The sequence below is a fragment of the Aerococcus tenax genome (assembly GCF_003286645.3).
In the GTDB taxonomy this organism is placed as follows: domain Bacteria; phylum Bacillota; class Bacilli; order Lactobacillales; family Aerococcaceae; genus Aerococcus; species Aerococcus tenax.
The window spans coordinates 1-18780 of the sequence record NZ_CP127382.2; the positions used below are offsets into that span (position 1 = coordinate 1).

An 18780-nucleotide genomic window follows, 5' to 3' on the forward strand; every position below is an offset into this window, starting at 1 on the left:
ATGGATCCTTTACAGGAACTTTGGCAAGTGGTGAGCGAATATTTTCGTGAACACTTGACCAAGGGAAGTTTCGATACCTGGATTTTGGGCCTCAAGCCCCTCCGGATGGATCATGATGTCTTATACATCGAAGCTGTTTCCCAACTGCACAAAAAACACATTGAATCCAATTATATGATGCAGTTGCAACAGGTGATTTATGACTATCTGGGCCGGGAAATTCGGATCGAAATTACACTCGACAACCAACAAGCGGGGAGCAATCACTTAGACTTCGGTCAAGCTGTTAGCCCGACTAGTGCCCCAGCTGATAGCCGCCCAGCTAATCGGCATAGCGACTTAAACCCTAAATACACCTTCGAAAACTTTGTGGTAGGTGAAGGGAATAAAATGGCCCATGCCGCTGCCTTAGCGGTGGCAGAAGGGCCGGGACGGGACTACAACCCCCTCTTCTTCTATGGGGGTGTAGGACTAGGGAAGACCCATCTCATGCAAGCCATTGGCCACGAAGTCTTACGGACTCATCCTGATGCGATTGTCAAATACGTCACCAGTGAGACCTTTACCAACGACTTTATTGAAGCGATTCGGACCAATACTATGCCTGACTTCCACCAGGCCTACCGTCATGTAGACATGCTCTTGGTCGATGATATTCAATTTATCGGTAACAAGCAGTCGACCCAGGAAGAATTCTTCCATACCTTTAACGCTCTCTACAATAATAATAAGCATATCGTCCTCAACAGTGACCGCGATGCCAGTCAAATTCCTGAGTTAGAAGACCGGTTGGTTTCCCGCTTTAAACAAGGTTTATCGACGGATATCACCCCACCCGACTTGGAAACGCGGATTGCCATTTTGCGCAACAAAGCCAAGGTCAACGGCATTGATATCCCAGATGAGACCCTCTCCTATATCGCTGGTCAAATTGATACCAATATTCGCGAGCTAGAAGGTGCCCTCACCAGTGTCCAAGCCTATGCGGTCATGAACCAAGAAGAACTCAGTCCTGATGTCGCCGCGCGGGCCTTATCCAATTATCGCGACGCCAACACTAAAAAGGTGCCAAGTATTGCTGAAATTCAAGAAACCGTAGCCGATTACTTTGACCTGACTGTGGCCGATTTAAAAGGGAAGAAACGGAAACGGGACATTGTCGTCCCCCGGCAAATTGCCATGTTCCTCTCTCGGGAAATTACTGATGCCTCTTTGCCTAAGATTGGCCAAGAATTCGGCGGCAAAGACCATACCACAGTCCTCCATGCCCATGAAAAAATCTCAGAAGCCATGAAATCAGCCACTGAGATTAAGGAAAATGTCGAAAGTATTCAAAATTTACTCAAACGTTAGCTTCCAAGCTGACTCTTCTATCCATCAAGGCAGGCAAAGTGAGCTTTTTATGCTAAACTAATAAGAGAATAAGGCCTGTGGATAAATAGCTAAGTTAGGCACAAGCCTACCCACAACTTATCCACAAGTGGAAAAGTGTTAAGGTCAATTCTTCAAGGAAGTTTTCAACAGCTTCCACATGACCTACTACTATTACTATACTATTAATATATATATAAATAAGCACGCATCCAGCAAAGGAGCTTTTTATGAAATTTACAATTAAACGTTCCATCTTTGTTGATCATTTAAACAATGTCCAACGAGCGATTTCCTCACGGACAACTATTCCGATACTAACCGGAATTAAAATCGCTGTTCTGGATTCAGGAATCATCCTTACTGGTAGTGATTCAACCATTTCGATTGAAATTTATATTTCTAAAGAAGATGAAAGTAACCAGTTATCGATTGCTGAGACAGGGTCTATTGTTCTCCCCTCCCGTTTCCTCGGAGACATTGTCAAAAAATTACCTGAAGACCAACTGACCTTGGAAGTCCAAGATAATTTACAAACCGTTATCCGTTCAGGAGAATCTGTCTTTAACCTTAATGGGACAGCCGGTAGTGAATACCCTACCTTACCTGAGATTGATGCCGATTCGACCTATGTCTTACCGGGCCATCTCTTTAAACGGGTGGTTAACCACACCATTATTTCGGTATCTAACCAACAAATCCGCCCACTCTTTACCGGGGTTCACTTTATCCTGGCCGATGAGCAACTGAAAGCGGTATCAACCGACTCCCACCGGCTCAGTCAACGGATTGTGCCTTTGACCATGCCAGAAGAAAGTCAAGGTAAAGCTTTAGAGATCAATATTCCAGGACAAACCCTGACCGAACTCACCCGCCTAGTGGATGATAATGAAGATATTGAGATGATGGTCACCGATAACCAGGTTCTCTTTAAGATCGATAATGTTTATCTCTATTCCAGACTATTGGAAGGAAACTATCCCGATACCGACCGCTTGTTGAGCTTGGATTACAACACTAAAATTAAAGTTGATGCCCAAGAACTGGTTCATGCGGTAGAACGGGCCTTAATCTTAAGCCACCAAGGCAAGAATAATGTGGTCAAGCTCTCCCTCTCCCAAGAAGAAGCTATTCTTTCCGGTCACTCTTCTGAGATTGGTTATGTTAAGGAAAGACTCAGTCTTTTAAGCTTTGAAGGCGATGACTTGGAAATTTCCTTTAACCCTGACTACTTACGGGAAGCTTTGCGGAGTTTTGGCGGCCAAGATGTGGTCATTCGTTTCGTTAACCCAACCCACTCCTTTATCTTGACCCCAAGTGAAGATGAAGATGAATTTAACATGGTTCAACTCATCACCCCCATCCGGACACCCGGTAATTAAGCCAATACTTAGACCAAACGCTTTAATTCTTCACTTAGAATTAGGGCGTTTTTTATTGGAATTTTGAAGGAATATAACTATCAACTGTTCATAGCTATCTATTAAAACAAGTTAAAGAATCAGTCATCAATTGTATAAAATAGAGAAATTTTTTCTCTTTCAAAGGCCAATCTTGCTCACTTTTAAACAAGCGTTTTCATTGCACAGTGAAAACGATTACTTTACTATAAAGTTAACAAAAGGAGGCATTATAATGACAATTGAAAGACAAGTTGACGACAAATATCTCACTACCTTTATCCATGAATCAGAAGCCGGCCATGCGGAAGGGATGATCTATCCTGAAAATGAAGAAGAAATCGTTGCAGCCGTCAAGAAAGCCCAAGCTGAAGGGAAAAAACTCGTGACCATTGGTGGGCACACGGCTCTGGCTGGTGGCACCTATCCTCAAGGTGAAATCCTCTTAAATCTGGAAAAAATGAATCAAATCCTCGACCTCGATAAGGAAACCTTGACTTTGACCGTGGAAGCGGGCGTCACCCTCAACCAAGTCCGTGATTATTTAGCCGGTAGTGGTTTCTTCTATGCTCCTGACCCTGGTGAAAAACGGGCCACCGTAGCGGGGAATGCGGCGACCAATGCTGGTGGGATGCGGGCCATTAAATATGGAGTGACCCGGGACAATATCCGTTCCATGCGGGTGGTTTTAGCCAATGGTGAAGTGATTAATGTGGGCAGCTTGAATAATAAGGATTCCTCAGGCTACGACTTGAAGGACCTCTTCATCGGTTCAGAAGGGACCTTGGGCATTATCAGTCAATTACAATTGAAATTGCGGGTAGAACCTAAATATGAGAACTCCCTCTTAATCGGTTTCGAACACTTAGAAGAACTAGGACCGGTCATTTATGAAATTTTGCATTCCTCTGTGGCCCCTACCGCCCTGGAAATGTTTGAACACGATGCCATCACCTACGCTGAGGAACTGCTCGGTAAGGAAATGCCAAGTAAAACGGGCCAAGCCTTCCTCTTAGTTACCCTCAGTGGTAACCAGGAAGCGGCCATTCAAAAAGATCTGGAAAGCTTGGAAGAAATCGCTCAAAATGCGGGGGCTTTAGCGACTGAGCTCTTAAGTGGCGAAGTGGAAAAAGGCGTTTGGGACATCCGTGACCATATCCTCTCAGGAATTTATAAGGCAGGCCCCATGCGTTTAGATGACCCTGTCGTTCCGGTCAATAAGATCACCCAAGCCATCAATAAATCCAAAGAGATTGCCGATGACTTAGGGATTGCCTCGACTTTCTTTGGCCATGCCGGGGATGGTAATATTCATATCTGCCTCATGAAGAAGAAACTCAGTGACCAAGAATGGGAAGACCGACTCCACCAATATGACCTCCGCCTTTATGACTTTTTAGCTGAAAACGGCGGCCTCCCTTCTGGAGAACATGGGATTGGTCTCGAACGGGTGAAATTCATGCCCATCTTCTTCTCTGAAACGGAATTAAATACCATGAAAGCCATTAAAAAAGCCCTCGACCCCAATAACCTCCTCAATCCAGGCCGGGTTATTGAAATTGAAGAGTAAAAATTATAATTGAAAGCAAATGAAGCTGGGATATTCTCCCGGCTTTTTTTACGACCAAGATTAAAAGCAGAGAGACTGCTCGCCTTAGGATCGACTAAATTTTTTACCTATCCAAACTCAAAGTCCATTTCATATGCCAAACTTTTATTTTTAGGCTTTAATGGACTTCTAAAAAGCATTAGTAGGAAGTGACTAAAAGAGGCTCTATTGGAAAATAGGGCCTTTTTTTGCTTATATAGAGGATTTGGGGTATAATATTACTTGAATAAGGGAGACAAATCGTACTCTAAGAGACCGAATTGGAGTACGCTTTTTTAGTTTAAAGTAAAGGGAGGCGGTGTGTGATGTCAGACGTAGATATTGTCGCCATCGATACCGAGTATATTACGCTCGGGCAGTTATTGAAGGCACTGGGTTATATCCAAACTGGAGGCCAGGCTAAAATTTACCTGGCCAATTACCCAGTGTTCTTAGACGGTCAGGAGGAACAAAGACGGGGCAAGAAACTTTATCCCGGCTCTGTGGTTGAATTTCCGCATGAAGGAGCCATTTACGCCATTCGAGGGGCTAGCGAAAGCGATCCACTAGCAGATCACCATGCACCTTAAGTCACTTTACTTAAAGGACTTCCGTAATTACGACCAGGTCACCATGGACTTTGATCCAGGAATCAATGTCTTTATCGGCGACAACGCCCAAGGCAAGACTAACCTGATCGAGGCTATTTATATGCTGTCATTGGCCCGGAGTCATCGGACGGCTAAAGAGCGAGAAGTGATCCGCTTTGGGGCGGACTTTGCCCGGATTGAAGGCCGGGTTGCCAAGAAGAATGGGGAGATTCCTTTATCCCTCACCATGACCAAAAAAGGCAAGATCGCTAAACTTAACCGCCTCCAACAAGAGCGTTTGAGTGACTATATCGGTGCCTTCAATGTGGTGCTCTTTGCCCCGGAAGATTTGGAATTGGTCAAGGGTGCTCCCCAATTGCGTCGTACTTTCATTGACCGGGAACTGAGTCAAATGAATCCAACCTACCTCTATGACTCCAGTAATTACCAACACCTGCTCAAGCAGCGCAATACCTATTTGAAGCAGCTGCAGCGGCGAGAAGCCCATGATAAATTGTATTTGAATGTCTTAACCGAACAGTTGGTGGACTTTGCCAGTCGGATGATGGTCCAGCGTTTCCAATTCATTCAGAAATTGGAAGCCTATGCCCAGCCTATCCATGCCCAATTATCCATGGATAAGGAATGTCTGACCCTGGCCTACCAAGCCAGCCTGACTGTCGATGAGACCTCCACGGTGGACCAATTAAAAACCGAGCTCATGGACAAGTTCCAATCTATCCAAGACCGCGAAATTGAAGTGGGCTCTACTCAAATCGGTCCCCAGCGTGATGATTTAAAATTAATGATTAATGATAAAGTCGTTCAACAATACGGGTCCCAAGGCCAACAGCGGACCACGGTTTTGAGTTTGAAGTTGGCAGAAATTGAATGCATGCATGAAACCCTGGGGGAATACCCCATATTATTATTAGATGATGTCTTAAGTGAATTGGACGACCAGCGTCAAACCCATCTGCTGAAAACTATTGAAAAAAAAGTCCAAACCTTCCTGACTACAACCAGTATGGAAGGCATCCAGGCAGATAAGATTGATGATCCTGACCTCTTTACCATTAAGGCGGGTCAGGTGGAATTGAAGGAGTGAATCAAGCAAGATGGCAGAAAATCAAGCAAATAATTCCGAACACGAACAACCTCAAAACCATAACCAAAAAGATAAAAACCAGCCTAACCAGGCCAGTGAATATAATGCCAGTCAGATCCAAGTCCTAGAAGGCTTAGAAGCAGTCCGCAAGCGGCCAGGCATGTATATCGGTTCGACCGGTGCCCCTGGTCTCCACCACCTGGTTTGGGAAATCGTTGATAATTCCATTGACGAAGCCCTAGCTGGTTATGCGGACAAGATTGATATTAAAATCGAAAGTGATGGGTCCATTACCGTCATCGATAATGGGCGGGGAATTCCGGTCGATATCCAGGAAAAAACCGGCCGGCCTGCGGTGGAAACCGTCTTTACCGTCCTCCATGCCGGGGGTAAATTCGGCGGTGGCGGTTATAAGGTCTCTGGGGGCTTGCACGGTGTGGGGGCTTCCGTCGTTAACGCGCTATCAACCAAGCTCCGTGTCGAAGTCTACCGCGATGGCAAGATTTACCAGCAAGAATATAGCCGCGGACACATTGTTTCTGACCTGAAAGTGGTCGGCCAAAGCGATAAGACCGGTACCGTGGTTAATTTTGTGGCCGATCCTGAGATCTTTACCGATACCACTGACTATGATTTCCAAACCCTCAATAAACGGGTCCGGGAGCTGGCCTTCTTGAACAAGGGCTTGCATATTACCCTGGAAGACCGCCGCGAGGAAGATTCTCAGGAAGTCGCCTACCAATATGAAGGTGGGATTAAGGAATACGTCCAATACCTGAATGAAAATAAGGAAATTCTCTTTGAAGAACCGGTTTACTTGGAAGGACAAATGGATGATATTGAAGTGGAAGTCGCTTTTCAATATACGGCTGGCTACCATAGCAATTTCATGTCCTTTGCCAACAATATCCATACCTTTGAAGGTGGGACCCATGAGTCGGGGATTAAGACCGCCCTCACCCGGACCATCAACGACTATGCCCGCAGTCAGAACCTGCTCAAGGAAAAAGATGATAACTTGTCCGGGGAAGATGTCCGTGAAGGCTTAACCCTGATTGTTTCTATCCGCCACCCTAATCCTCAATTTGAAGGGCAAACCAAGATGAAACTGGGGAACTCCGAAGTGCGGACCATTACTGACCGTCTCTTTGGAGCCCATTTAGAACAATTCTTATATGAGACCCCAAACATTGCCCGGCAAATTGTCGATAAGGGGATCCTGGCTTCTAAGGCCCGGCAAGCGGCTAAGCGGGCCCGGGAAATGACCCGGAAGAAGTCTGGCTTAGAAATCTCTAACCTGCCGGGTAAACTGGCTGATTGTTCTAGCCGGGTACCTGAAGAATGCGAACTCTTCATCGTCGAAGGGAATTCTGCGGGCGGCTCAGCCAAATTAGGCCGGGACCGTCACTTCCAAGCCATCTTACCCATTCGTGGGAAGATCTTAAATGTGGAGAAGGCCTCCATGGACCGGATCCTGGCCAATGAGGAAATTCGCTCCCTCTTTACTGCTATGGGAACTGGTTGGGGCAATGATTTTGATGTGACCAAGGCCCGTTATCATAAACTGGTGATCATGACCGATGCCGACGTCGACGGGGCCCATATCCGGACCCTCTTATTAACCCTGATTTATCGCTACATGCGTCCCCTACTTGATGCGGGCTATATTTATATTGCGGTACCACCGCTTTACCAAGTCCGCCAAGGCAAGAACATTCACTATGTCAACAGTGACCAAGAACTCAATGATTACATGAAGACTCTAGCGGAACGTCCTCGTCCTAGTGTCCAACGCTATAAGGGGCTGGGGGAAATGGACGCTGAACAATTATGGGAAACCACCATGGACCCCACCCAACGGCAAATGCTGCAAGTGACCGTTGATGACGCCCAGGAAGCGGACCGGAATATCTCCATGCTGATGGGGGACTTAGTCGCACCACGGCGTGATTTTATCGAGAATAATGCGACCTATGCCACCATCGACTTATAGAAAGGAAGGTTGATAATCAATGGTTGAAGAACATAAGCAACCCGCGCCACGTGAAATATCACATGAAATGCGTAACTCCTTCCTGGATTATGCCATGTCTGTTATCGTCGCCCGGGCCCTCCCCGATGTGCGTGACGGTCTCAAACCAGTCCACCGCCGGATTCTCTATGGGATGAATGAACTCGGGGTCACCCCGGACAAACCCTATAAGAAGTCAGCCCGGATTGTTGGGGATGTTATGGGTAAGTACCACCCCCATGGGGACTCAGCAATTTATGAATCCATGGTGCGGATGGCCCAAGACTTCTCCTATCGCTACATGTTAGTGGATGGTCACGGAAACTTTGGTTCGGTCGACGGGGACCAAGCCGCTGCCATGCGTTATACCGAGGCCCGGCTCAGTAAGATCGCTTTGGAAATGGTCCGCGATATCAATAAGAAAACCGTGGACTTTATCCCTAACTATGACGGGGAAGAACGGGAACCGGAAGTTCTCCCTTCCCGCTTTCCTAACCTCTTAGTCAACGGGGCAACTGGGATCGCAGTCGGGATGACCACCAATATTCCCCCTCATAATTTAAGTGAAGTTATCCAGGCCCTCCATATTCTGATGAAGAACCCCAAGGCAACGACCCAAGACCTGATGGAAGCCATTCCTGGACCTGATTTTCCTACTGCGGGGATTGTGATTGGTAAGGCGGGGATTAAGAAGGCCTATGAAACCGGGAAAGGTCGGATTATCGTCCGCGCCCGGGCCGAAATTGACACCATGGCCAGCGGTAAGGAACGCATTATCGTTAGCGAAATTCCTTACATGGTCAACAAGGCCAAGTTAGTGGAACGAATTGCCGACTTGGCTCGTGATAAACGGATTGACGGGATTACCGCGGTCCGTGATGAAACCGGCCGTCAAGGCATGCGGATTGTGATTGAATGTCGCAAAGATGCCAGCGCCAGCGTGATCTTGAACAACCTCTTCAAGCAAACGCAAATGCAAACCAACTTTAACTTTAATATGGTGGCCATTGACCAAGGCGTGCCTCGGACCCTTAGTCTCAAACAAATCCTCAACCGTTACTTGGACCACCAAGAAGAAATTATCCGGCGCCGGTCCATCTTTGAAAAGGAAAAGGCTGAAGCCAGAGCCCATATCTTAGAAGGCTTACAGATCGCCTTAGACCACATTGATGAGATCGTTAACATCTTACGGTCATCCAAGACCGGTGACCAGGCTAAGACCATCTTTATGGACCAATATGGCCTCTCCGATAAGCAAGCCCAAGCTATCCTCGACATGCGTTTAGTTCGCTTGACCGGCTTGGAACGGGAAAAGATTGATAATGAACATCAAGACTTGATGGAAGAAATTGCCTACTTGAATGAAGTCTTAGCCAGCGAAGAAAAACGTTATGAAATTATCTACCAAGAACTCTTAGAAATTGAAAAACGCTTCGGGGACCAACGTCGGACCGAAATTCGCGTGGGTGAAATTACTAATTTAGAAGATGAAGACTTAATTGAAGAAAGCAATGTCCTCATTACTCTCTCTCGTAAGGGGTATATCAAGCGGGTGGAAGACTCTGAATACCGGACCCAAAACCGGGGCGGACGTGGCGTGAAGGGCATGGCCTTACAGGATGGCGACTATATTGATGCCATGCTGTCGACCTCGACCCACGATGTCATCCTCTGCTTTACTGACCGCGGCCGGGTCTTTCAAATTAAGGGCTATGAAATCCCTGAATACGGCCGGGCAGCCAAGGGTCTTCCCATTGTCAATCTTCTCAATCTCCAAGAAGATGAACAAGTCCGCGGGGTCATTAATGTAAACCCAAGTGACAAGGCCGCTAATAATGAAGATTACTTCTTCTTTGTCACCAAACAAGGACGGGTCAAACGGACGCCGATTGAGGAATACTTCAATATCAGAAATAACGGTCTGATTGCCATTAACCTCCGTGATGACGATGAATTAGTCGCTGTCTTACAAACCAGTGGCCAAGATAATATCATTCTCGGCTCCCGCCAGGGTTATGCGGTCTCCTTTGCTGAAGACGATGTCCGGTCTATGGGTCGGACGGCGACTGGTGTTCGTGGTATCCGCCTCGATAAGGACGACTATGTGGTTGGGGCGTCGATTTTAGGCCCTGACCAAGATGTCTTGATCGTGACCGAAAAAGGCTACGGCAAACGGACGCCTGCCGATGAGTACAGTATCAAACACCGGGGCGGTAAGGGCGTTAAGACCGTCAATATTACTGAAAAGAACGGTCCCCTAGTTGGCCTAGCTACCGTTGACTTGGATGAAGATATCATGCTGATGACTGATGAAGGCGTAGTTATCCGCTTCCATTCTGTTGACATCTCCCAAACTGGTCGGGCAACCCAAGGGGTTCGACTGATGCGCTTAGATAAATCCGCTCATGTGTCCACCATGGCCGTTGTCGATCCAGAAGATGATGAGGAATCGTTGGAAGAGGTAGAGACTGTGGAAGCTGATCCAGACCAACAAGGTCAATACGCCACTGAAACCGGGTTAAGCGATCCTAACATTGATTCAGGTGACGACCAAGATACAGCCCGTTTTAGCCAAGATCAGATCCAAGCCAAAATGCAAGACTTCTCCCAAGAACTCGTCGATGAAAATGAAGACTCAGACCTAGACTCTGACTCAGAATAAGATCCGATGAAGATTAATTAAATAACAATCACTTGGCTGAGTGATGATAAAATCTGGGGTGTTCCTAAAAGTTGTCTTTTTATCAACTTTAGGAGCACTCTTTTTTTGTCGCAACTTGTTGGAAGATAAAGGCTCAATTATAATGAATCTCAAGGGGATTGTGGCTTTTAGCAAATAATAACCGATTACTTGTTGACTTTGTTTCTTAAGTCCTTTACACTGAATTTAGTCAGATATATATGACGAAAATTAACTAATAAAGTATATTTGATGGATAATTCTGATTATTTATTTAGTGCTAGGCTAAGAATAGTATTTTCTTTTCTGTCGTCATACAATAGTGATAGATAAGTAAGCGGTTTTATCGAATGAATATTAAGGAGGGAACATTGCCCATGTTAAAAGCACGTCATTTACGTAAGACTTTTGGCGATTTAGTGGCGGTTGACGATGTTTCTTTCGATCTTGAACCAGGGAAAATCTTGGGCATGATCGGTCGAAATGGGTCAGGAAAAACCACCATTTTCCGCTTGATTTTAAACTTTTTAACTCCAGAGAATGGTGGGGAAGTCTTATGGAACGACCAACCCATGAGTGACCAGGTCTATGAGACCATTGGTTACCTACCCGAGGAACGGGGGCTCTATGAGAAAATGACCATTGAGCAACAGATCCTGTACTTTGCCCAATTGCGGGGTATGGAGAAGCAGGAAGTCCTTGACCGTATTGATGAGTGGATGGACCGCTTCGAGGTCAAAGGAAAACGGACGGATAAGATTAATAGCCTGTCTAAGGGGAACCAACAAAAGGTGCAACTGATTGCGACTTTGATCCATGAACCGGCCTTTATTATCCTGGACGAACCCTTTTCCGGTTTAGACCCAGTCAACGCTGATCTCTTGAAACAAGGGATTCTATACCTACGTGATAAGGGGTCATCAATTATTTTCTCCAGTCACAATATGAATAATGTTGAAGCGATTTGCGATGATATGCTAATGATCCATGACGGCGAGCAAGTCCTCTATGGCAAGATTCGGGAAATCCGGGAAAGCTTCGGCCGGACCCGCATTGAAGTGGAAGCGCCGGATTGGACCAAGGACCAGTTACAAGCCTTGGAAGGGGTCGACCATGTGGGGGTTAAGGAAGATAACTACTACCGCCTCTACCTGACTGATGAGTCTTACGGACCAGCTATTTTCCAAACGCTGACCCATGGCAATTACATCCGCCACTTCAGCCAACAACCACCAACACTGGAAGAAATTTTCAAAATGAAAGCAGGTGGACACAATGAGTAAATTATGGGTCGTTATTCGTCAAGTTTATCGTAAGAATGTCAAATCAGGATCCTTTATCTTTATGGTCCTCTCCCCCCTTATCTTTATCGGGATTATCGCTGCAGTAGCCTACTTTGTTTCCCAGAGTGAGACGAGTTCACCGGACCAAATTGCGGTTGTTGATGCCGACCCTGGGATGGTCGAAGTCCTCAAGACCATGGATAATCATAACGTGGACTTCAACTTTGACCAAAATCAAGACCAAGCCCGTCAAGCCCTGGCTGATGGCGACGTCGATGGTATGCTGAAATTGAACCAGGAAAATGGCCAGCTCAAAGCGACTTATTACGGGAAGAGCAATCTAAGGCAAAATGCCAAGGTGAACCTGCAACAGGCCCTGAGCCAGTACCAAATGATGGTCAATGCCCAGGAAGCTGGGATTAGTCCTGACCAACTCCAAAGTCTGATGACAGCTCAAGTGCCGATTGAAGAAGTCTCAATTGATGTCAAAGAGGACGGCAGCGTTGCTGAAGAAAACAAGGATGCTATGAATGAGATGGGACGCAATGGAGTCGCTTCTATTGCTGCCTTTATCATCTTCTACTTCCTGATGTTCTTTATTAATATCATCATCCAAGAAGTGGCAGCGGAAAAAGGCTCACGGATTATGGAAATCATTCTCTCTAGTATTCCTGCTAAGACTCATTTCTACGGCAAACTCTTGGGAGTGGTACTAATGATCCTGACCCAAGTTGGGATCTATGTCCTTCTCTTTATCCTGTGGCGGATCCTATCCACCCAATTTGGCATTCTTAGTCTACCGGAGGAAATTACCCAGGCCTTTGATATCAAAGCCTTCCTCTCTAATAACTTGACCATGTTACTGATCAGCGGACTCCTCGCTTTGATGGGGATTGTGACTTATATCGCCTTGGCTGCTTTCCTAGGCTCCTTGGTGACCAAGACCGAAGATGCTCAAAAGGTGTCTCAACCTGTGATCTGGTTAGGTTTGATCGGTTTCTATATTGGGATCTTTGGCCAACAGGCTGGAACTGATACCGCCTTCTACCGGATCTCCTCCCAGATTCCTTTCTTTACGCCTTTCGTGATGCCTTTCCGCTTAGCGGATCACTCAGTGGAATGGCCGGGAGTAATTATGGCCATTGTGGTTTCTCTAATAACCATGGTACTGATCTTTATCTTTGCTACCACCCTCTACAAGAGCAATGTCTTGGCTTACAGTGATAAGGGACCTTGGGATACCTTCAAGCAATCCATTTCTCTCTGGAAGAGCGAACGCCAAGTCAATACTAAATAATCAAGCGCTCAAAACGTAAACAAAAAACCATGTAGGTAAAAAACTTACATGGTTTTTCTATTTTATCGGGTAATTTTGCTGCCAAAGGGTTACACTATAGTAGATTAAAAACAATGAGGGAGGATTATGATGCAAATTAGACCGGTGAGAAGAGAGGATAGTCAGGCTCTGGCGGATATATACCGCTATTATGTGGAGGAGACTACTTTTACCTTTGAAGAAGTTCCTCCCACTAGTGAGGAAATGGCTGAACGAATTCATTCAATCGTCCAAGATTTTCCCTACTATGTTGCTTGTAATGACCAAGGGCAGGTCTTGGCATATGCCTATGCCCATCCCTTCCATGAGCGTTCTGCCTACCGCTATAGCGCCGAGATCTCCATCTACAGCCAAGTCAATAAAAGTGAGAAAGGACTCGGCACTGCCCTCTATCAGACGGTGGAGCGGGATTTGAAGGTTCAAGGGATAAAAACCATCCTGGCTCTAGTAACTGCGGATAACCAGGTCAGTATCAACTTCCACCAAAAAAATGGTTACCAATTAGTGGGTCACTTGCACCAGGTCGGTTATAAATTTGATCAATGGTTAGATACGGTTTACTTAGAAAAACATATTTAATATACAAAAAGGAGAAGCTTTATGGCCTCTCCTTTTTTGTTGCACTTGGTGTGACTGTCGCACTCTATTCAAACGTGCTCGGTGACAAAAGTGAACTCCACTTCAGAAATATTTGTCAATCCTTTTCAAGGATTGACAAATATTTCTTCCAGTGTTTCACTTTTTTACGTCACCTCGCACTCTATATTATGCAGGCGATGGGATTTGAACCCACACTTCAAAGAAACTGCCGCCTGAAGACAGCGCGTCTGCCGTTCCGCCACGCCTGCGCGATGTTACTATTGTATGCCTAAACTTGGGTAAATGTAAAGGAAAAAATCAAGGGTGCTGATAAAAGATAACATATTGCCAGTTTTTAAGCTTAAGTCCCCTATTAAAAAACCGCTTGAGAAGCTTTTTAAAGGCCTTCTCAAGCGTTTGAAGTAGAGATATTAGTACTTGTTCCAATTGCCGGCGATATCGTCCTTTAAGGGGCTATTGAGCATGGCAATGAGTTTTAAGCGGGCGTGTTGGCCGTTGAGGTAGCCTTGGTCTAAGATGACGCCGACCTTTTCTAATTGAATCGCGGCACCCTTGCTGGCATAAACCTTATGGACCCCACCGCGGTTGGCTTTAGCCACTAAAACGACCGGAATCCCTGCTTGGATGACTTGGGCGAGGATGTCTTGGAGGGCGGGGGGTAAGGACCCTACTCCAAAACCTTCTAAGACAAAGCCCTCAGCTCCAGCTTCAACTAAGGCAGTAATCATCTTAGGATTAAAGTCCAAGCTGGCTTTGACCAGGTAGACATTGGGGCTGAAGCTTTGCTCTAAGTGGACCGGGAATTTATCAACTGGATGATAGTCGCGGAAATAGTGGACCCGGCCCCCATAGGTCACGCCTAAAGGTCCAGCATTGACTGATTCAAAGGCATGGAGGCCGATACTATTGTTCTTCACCACATCATTCACGGTAAAGATACATTGGTTAAAGACCAGGAGGGTCCCCTTGCCGGCGCTATCGTCACTGGCAGCGGTCAAGACGGCATCACGGATATTGGAAAAGCCATCATAACCCAAGTCTTGGCTGGATAACTGACTACCGGTAAAGACGACAGGAACGGGGGTATCCAGGAGCAGGTCGACAAAATAAGAGGTCTCCTCCATGGTATCGGTCCCGTGGGTGAGAACAATTCCTTGGGCGCCCTGGTCGATTTCCGCTTCAATGGCTTGGGCAATATCGGCCATATCGGCTAAGCTCATTTCGTTAGAAGGGATACTTTTGACTTCTTTAATCCTGAGGTCAACGGCTAAGTTTGACAGGTCCATATCCTTCAACAGCTCAGCTCCGGTTAAGAAACCTGACTGTAAGCCCCCAGCTTGGGTATGGACACTGGTAATGGTCCCGCCTAAATTAATTAACACAATACGTTTATTTGACATCTGCTGCCTCCTTTTTTACTTGCTATTAGTCGTCACCATGGTCTAGAAAGGCCCATAGCCAATCATTTGGGCAATAGTAATTAAGGCCATGCTGGCAAGGAAAAGAATCCCTAAGAGCGGCAGGAAGAACTTGACCCAGTCGCCCCACTCAATCTTGGCATTAGCAATGGTGGCCATAAAGTAACCCGAAGTCGGATAGAAAACATTGGTTAAGCCATCCCCTAGGGTGTAGGCTAGGACAGCCACTTGTTGGTTGAGTCCCACCATCCGCGCTAGGGGTGAGATGATCGGCATCGCCACAATAGCCTTACCTGACCCCGAGGTGACGAAGAAGTTGAATAAAGTGATAAAGAGAAAAATAGCTAAGGCAGACAGATAAACCGGGAGTCCTTGGAGTAAATTACCAAATTGGTGGACTACGGTATCCAATATTTTCGCCTCGTTCATCAAGACTGAAACCCCATTGGCTACCGCAATTAAGATGGCACCCGATAGGACACTGGAACAGCCTTCCATAAAGGCCTGGATCAAGTCATTGGTTGGCATGCGGTCAATCAGGGCGCTGATAACGGCAATCATGACAAAGAGTCCGGCCATTTCAATCATGCCCCAACCATTAACCAGGACATTGTAAATCATATAAGCAAAGAGCAGGATCAAAACGATACCGATCACTTTTTGCTGGCCAGTGAGGCGGACAGCTTGGTTATTTTGGCCAATCTTTTGCTCTTGGGACTCGATTAAGCCCTCTTGGTAGGCTTCTTTGAGGACGATTTCAGGGTCGCGTTGGATTTTCTTGGCATATCTCATGAGATAGAGACTAGAAATCATATAGAAAACAATAAAGACCATCACCCGGTAGCCCATTCCAGAGAACATAGGGAGACCGGCAATTTGGTGGGAAATCCCCACGGTAAAGGGATTGGTAAAACCGGAGGAGAAGCCCACGCAGGTAGTGGAAATGAGGACCACACCCGCTGCCGTTAATTTATCAAAGCCTAGGCTTAAAATCAGGGGCATGATAATGGGTAAGTAAACTAAACTTAACTCCGCTGTCCCGATAAAAGCTGCAATCAAGGCAAAGAAAAACATCAAAATCGGAATCACCAGGACCCCGTTATGGGAAAAGCGGGCTGAAAGATTGGTGACCATGCCATCAATGAGTCCGGTTTTCTTTAAGACTTCCACGGTACCAGCAATAATCAAGGTAAAGGCAATCACGCTGGCACTCTTAGTGAAGCCCTTAGGAATGGCATTCCAAAAGTCAGTAAAGCTGGTCGGGTTGCTAGGGACATAGTTAAATTGCTCGGGATTAGCCACTTCTTGTCCTGATGGTAGGGTCATGGTAGCAAACTCTCCGGCGGGAATGATGTAGGTCAGTCCGGCAATAACACCTAATAAGATAAATAAAACCACTAGGGAATTGGGCATTTTAAAGCGGCGTAAACGTGATTTAGCCATGGGATTCCTCCTTCTCTTGCTGTCCAAAATGCATTAATAAGTGGGTATAGGTCTCCACCATGGTCACTAAGACGGATTCTTCAAAGTCAAATTGAGAATTGTGGTGGCCGTTTACCTTGGCTAATTGGCTACCAAAGAGGAAGAAGCAGGCCTTCCCTCCCAGTTCAGCCACCCGGTTCATAAAGAAGACCACATCTTCTGAGGCTCCAAAATGAAAGCCAATGGAATTATTAACATCCGCCTGGTTCAGGACTTCATGGAGTTCTTGGTAGAAGGCTTGGTCGCGGTGGTTTAAGGCCGGCGCTTCCCCCACTTGTTGGAGTTGATACTTGCATTGGTATTGCATGGCTGCCCCTGCGACCACCTCTTTTACCCGCTTGTTTAAATGGTCATTGATGGCTGATGAGGAGCCTCGGGTTTCCATTTCTAAGCGGCAGGCATTGGCAATGATATTTCGCCCAGCCCCGCCTTGAATCTTGCCGACATTGACTCTGGCCGCCCCAGTAGAATATTGGGGCAGGGTTTCCAGGTTTAATAAGGCGGAAGCAGCAGCCAGAATGGCATTATGACCCTTTTCTGGGCTGGCACCCGCATGGGCAGATAAACCAGAAAACTGGATGTCTGTTTTCGTAGTAGCGAGAAAACCATCCGTACCAATAGTCACGCTATCGGCAGGAGCTCCCATGCCGATATGCCCGGAAAGGAAGTAATCATAACCATCCACCAGGCCAGTATTGACCATGGACTTGCCCCCCTTGACCCCTTCTTCAGCTGGCTGGAAGATCAACAAATATTTTCCGGTTAACTGGTCTTGGTGGTCTTTTAGCCATTTTGCCAAATAAAGTCCGACGGTAATATGACCATCATGGCCGCAAGCATGCATGTAGCCCTTACGTTTAGAAGCAAAGCCGTAGCGATTAGGCAGATGGTTCTTACTCTTACTTTCCTTAATGGCTAAACCGTCAATATCAAAGCGCATGGCAATACTTGGTCCGGGTCGCTTTGTATCTAATTCGCAGACAGCGCCGGTATAACCGGCTAGAATGTCTTGAATATCAAAATCGACTTCTTGATTAATTGTGGCAGCGTAGGCCTGGGCCAGGTCTTTTTTGGGTTGTCCCATCATACAATCCGGATTGTGGATGGACTTGCCGTACTTGACCTCATAGCCCAGCGCTTTTAAGTGGCTGATGATACTGATACTGGTTTGGTATTCCATCCAAGCCGGCTCAGGAAAACGGTGGTAATGCCGGCGCATGGTGGATAGCTCTTGGGCCAATGTCATTTCTGACATAGTGATTCCTCCCTCGTCTTTCTTTTTTTATCTATTTATTATAGCATAGCGCATTTACTAATTCCCTCTAATAGCAGGGATGTTTTGACTAGTCAGATCATTTTGAGTCGTGAGATTTTTGATCGGCATCTTTTGGAAATAACTGTTAGAATAGACTTAGGTAGCGACATTCAGTAGCCTCGACAAAAAATCACCGAATTCAAGATTTTATCCTTGTTATTCCTAGTGGTTTTTGCTATGATTAAAAACTGTGAGTATGAAAATTACTCTCCTTGTTCTTAATTGAATTAAGAACCTTATAGACCAAAAGGAGGTGCGAACTGATGAGTGAAAATGTAACAAAATATGAAGTGTTATACATTATCCGTCCAAACATTGACAGTGAAGCTAAAGAGGCTTTAGTGAAACGTTTTGACGATATCCTAACTTCAAACGGCACAACAATCACTAAATCAGAAGATTGGCAAAAATTGCGTTTCGCATATGAAATCAATGATTTCCGTGAAGGTGTTTACCACTTGATCGAATGCGAAGCTGAAGACGCAGCCGGAATTGATGAATTCAACCGTCTTGCCAAGATTAATGACGACATTTTACGTCATATGATTACAAAAGTTGAAGCTTAGTGATAAGAAGTAAGTCTTAAGAGAGGGGTCAT

At 46.0% G+C, this 18780-nt stretch carries 14 protein-coding genes and 1 tRNA gene; 11 read left to right on the forward strand and 4 right to left on the reverse strand.

Translation table 11 applies throughout. The annotated features are described in order from the left end of the window. From dnaA to DBT50_RS00050, 10 genes are all read left to right on the forward strand, one after another. Positions 1 to 1353, forward strand: coding sequence for a chromosomal replication initiator protein DnaA (gene dnaA / locus DBT50_RS00005; RefSeq protein ID WP_111852462.1), 1353 nt, complete (start codon positions 1 to 3; stop codon positions 1351 to 1353). A 248-nt stretch (positions 1354 to 1601) separates the two neighbouring features. Continuing rightward, entirely contained in the window at positions 1602 to 2753 is a 1152-nt protein-coding gene (dnaN, locus tag DBT50_RS00010; RefSeq protein ID WP_064292854.1) for a DNA polymerase III subunit beta, read from the forward strand. Positions 2754 to 3006: 253 nt separating this feature from the next. Then, positions 3007 to 4341: an FAD-binding oxidoreductase gene (locus tag DBT50_RS00015; RefSeq protein ID WP_111852463.1), complete on the forward strand. Its 1335-nt coding sequence runs from the start codon at positions 3007 to 3009 to the stop codon at positions 4339 to 4341. Positions 4342 to 4685: 344 nt separating this feature from the next. Continuing rightward, positions 4686 to 4949 (forward strand): S4 domain-containing protein YaaA, encoded by a 264-nt coding sequence (gene yaaA / locus DBT50_RS00020; RefSeq protein ID WP_111852464.1) that lies wholly within the window; start codon positions 4686 to 4688, stop codon positions 4947 to 4949. Beyond that, positions 4939 to 6057, forward strand: a complete 1119-nt coding sequence (gene recF / locus DBT50_RS00025) for a DNA replication/repair protein RecF (protein WP_111852465.1) — start codon at positions 4939 to 4941, stop codon at positions 6055 to 6057. Before yaaA ends, recF begins: the two co-directional genes overlap by 11 nt. 10 nt (positions 6058 to 6067) lie before the next feature. Continuing rightward, entirely contained in the window at positions 6068 to 8050 is a 1983-nt protein-coding gene (gene gyrB / locus DBT50_RS00030) for a DNA topoisomerase (ATP-hydrolyzing) subunit B (RefSeq protein ID WP_111853453.1), read from the forward strand. A 19-nt stretch (positions 8051 to 8069) separates the two neighbouring features. Further along, positions 8070 to 10730, forward strand: a complete 2661-nt coding sequence (gyrA, locus tag DBT50_RS00035; protein WP_111852467.1) for a DNA gyrase subunit A — start codon at positions 8070 to 8072, stop codon at positions 10728 to 10730. A 395-nt stretch (positions 10731 to 11125) separates the two neighbouring features. Continuing rightward, positions 11126 to 12031 carry an ABC transporter ATP-binding protein gene (locus DBT50_RS00040; RefSeq protein WP_111852468.1) on the forward strand — a complete coding sequence of 302 codons (906 nt, stop codon included), beginning with the start codon at positions 11126 to 11128 and terminating at the stop codon, positions 12029 to 12031. After that, on the forward strand, positions 12024 to 13328 hold the full coding sequence (locus DBT50_RS00045) for an ABC transporter permease (RefSeq protein ID WP_111852469.1): 1305 nt from the start codon (positions 12024 to 12026) through the stop codon (positions 13326 to 13328). The genes DBT50_RS00040 and DBT50_RS00045 overlap by 8 nt, the downstream gene beginning before the upstream one ends. A gap of 129 nt (positions 13329 to 13457) precedes the next feature. Then, positions 13458 to 13946, forward strand: a complete 489-nt coding sequence (locus tag DBT50_RS00050; protein ID WP_181566127.1) for a GNAT family N-acetyltransferase — start codon at positions 13458 to 13460, stop codon at positions 13944 to 13946. Between the two features lie 189 nt (positions 13947 to 14135). Here DBT50_RS00050 and DBT50_RS00055 read toward each other — a convergent pair. The 4 genes from DBT50_RS00055 to DBT50_RS00070 form a co-directional block, all read right to left on the reverse strand. Next, positions 14136 to 14215: transfer RNA gene (locus DBT50_RS00055), tRNA-Leu, on the reverse strand. Positions 14216 to 14377: 162 nt separating this feature from the next. After that, positions 14378 to 15367, reverse strand: coding sequence for an asparaginase (locus tag DBT50_RS00060; protein WP_111853455.1), 990 nt, complete (start codon positions 15365 to 15367; stop codon positions 14378 to 14380). Between the two features lie 42 nt (positions 15368 to 15409). Beyond that, positions 15410 to 16828: a YfcC family protein gene (locus DBT50_RS00065; protein ID WP_111853456.1), complete on the reverse strand. Its 1419-nt coding sequence runs from the start codon at positions 16826 to 16828 to the stop codon at positions 15410 to 15412. Then, on the reverse strand, positions 16821 to 18122 hold the full coding sequence (locus DBT50_RS00070; RefSeq protein ID WP_111852473.1) for an amidohydrolase: 1302 nt from the start codon (positions 18120 to 18122) through the stop codon (positions 16821 to 16823). Before DBT50_RS00070 ends, DBT50_RS00065 begins: the two co-directional genes overlap by 8 nt. A 323-nt stretch (positions 18123 to 18445) precedes the next feature. Here DBT50_RS00070 and rpsF point away from each other — a divergent pair, with 323 nt between their 5' ends. Continuing rightward, the gene (rpsF, locus tag DBT50_RS00075) at positions 18446 to 18748 is read left to right on the forward strand and encodes a 30S ribosomal protein S6 (RefSeq protein WP_013669618.1); all 303 of its coding nucleotides are present in this window, start codon (positions 18446 to 18448) and stop codon (positions 18746 to 18748) included. Positions 18749 to 18780: the final 32 nt, after the last annotated feature.

Coding starts and splice junctions, on each gene's coding strand:
- DBT50_RS00050 (WP_181566127.1), top strand. CDS start 13,458: ATGCAAATTAGACCGGTGAGAAGAGAGGATAGTCAGGCTCTGGCGGAT.
- recF (WP_111852465.1), top strand. CDS start 4,939: ATGCACCTTAAGTCACTTTACTTAAAGGACTTCCGTAATTACGACCAG.
- yaaA (WP_111852464.1), top strand. CDS start 4,686: ATGTCAGACGTAGATATTGTCGCCATCGATACCGAGTATATTACGCTC.
- DBT50_RS00060 (WP_111853455.1), bottom strand. CDS start 15,367: ATGTCAAATAAACGTATTGTGTTAATTAATTTAGGCGGGACCATTACC.
- DBT50_RS00065 (WP_111853456.1), bottom strand. CDS start 16,828: ATGGCTAAATCACGTTTACGCCGCTTTAAAATGCCCAATTCCCTAGTG.
- DBT50_RS00045 (WP_111852469.1), top strand. CDS start 12,024: ATGAGTAAATTATGGGTCGTTATTCGTCAAGTTTATCGTAAGAATGTC.
- DBT50_RS00070 (WP_111852473.1), bottom strand. CDS start 18,122: ATGTCAGAAATGACATTGGCCCAAGAGCTATCCACCATGCGCCGGCAT.
- gyrB (WP_111853453.1), top strand. CDS start 6,068: ATGGCAGAAAATCAAGCAAATAATTCCGAACACGAACAACCTCAAAAC.
- DBT50_RS00015 (WP_111852463.1), top strand. CDS start 3,007: ATGACAATTGAAAGACAAGTTGACGACAAATATCTCACTACCTTTATC.
- rpsF (WP_013669618.1), top strand. CDS start 18,446: ATGAGTGAAAATGTAACAAAATATGAAGTGTTATACATTATCCGTCCA.
- dnaN (WP_064292854.1), top strand. CDS start 1,602: ATGAAATTTACAATTAAACGTTCCATCTTTGTTGATCATTTAAACAAT.
- dnaA (WP_111852462.1), top strand. CDS start 1: ATGGATCCTTTACAGGAACTTTGGCAAGTGGTGAGCGAATATTTTCGT.
- DBT50_RS00040 (WP_111852468.1), top strand. CDS start 11,126: ATGTTAAAAGCACGTCATTTACGTAAGACTTTTGGCGATTTAGTGGCG.
- gyrA (WP_111852467.1), top strand. CDS start 8,070: ATGGTTGAAGAACATAAGCAACCCGCGCCACGTGAAATATCACATGAA.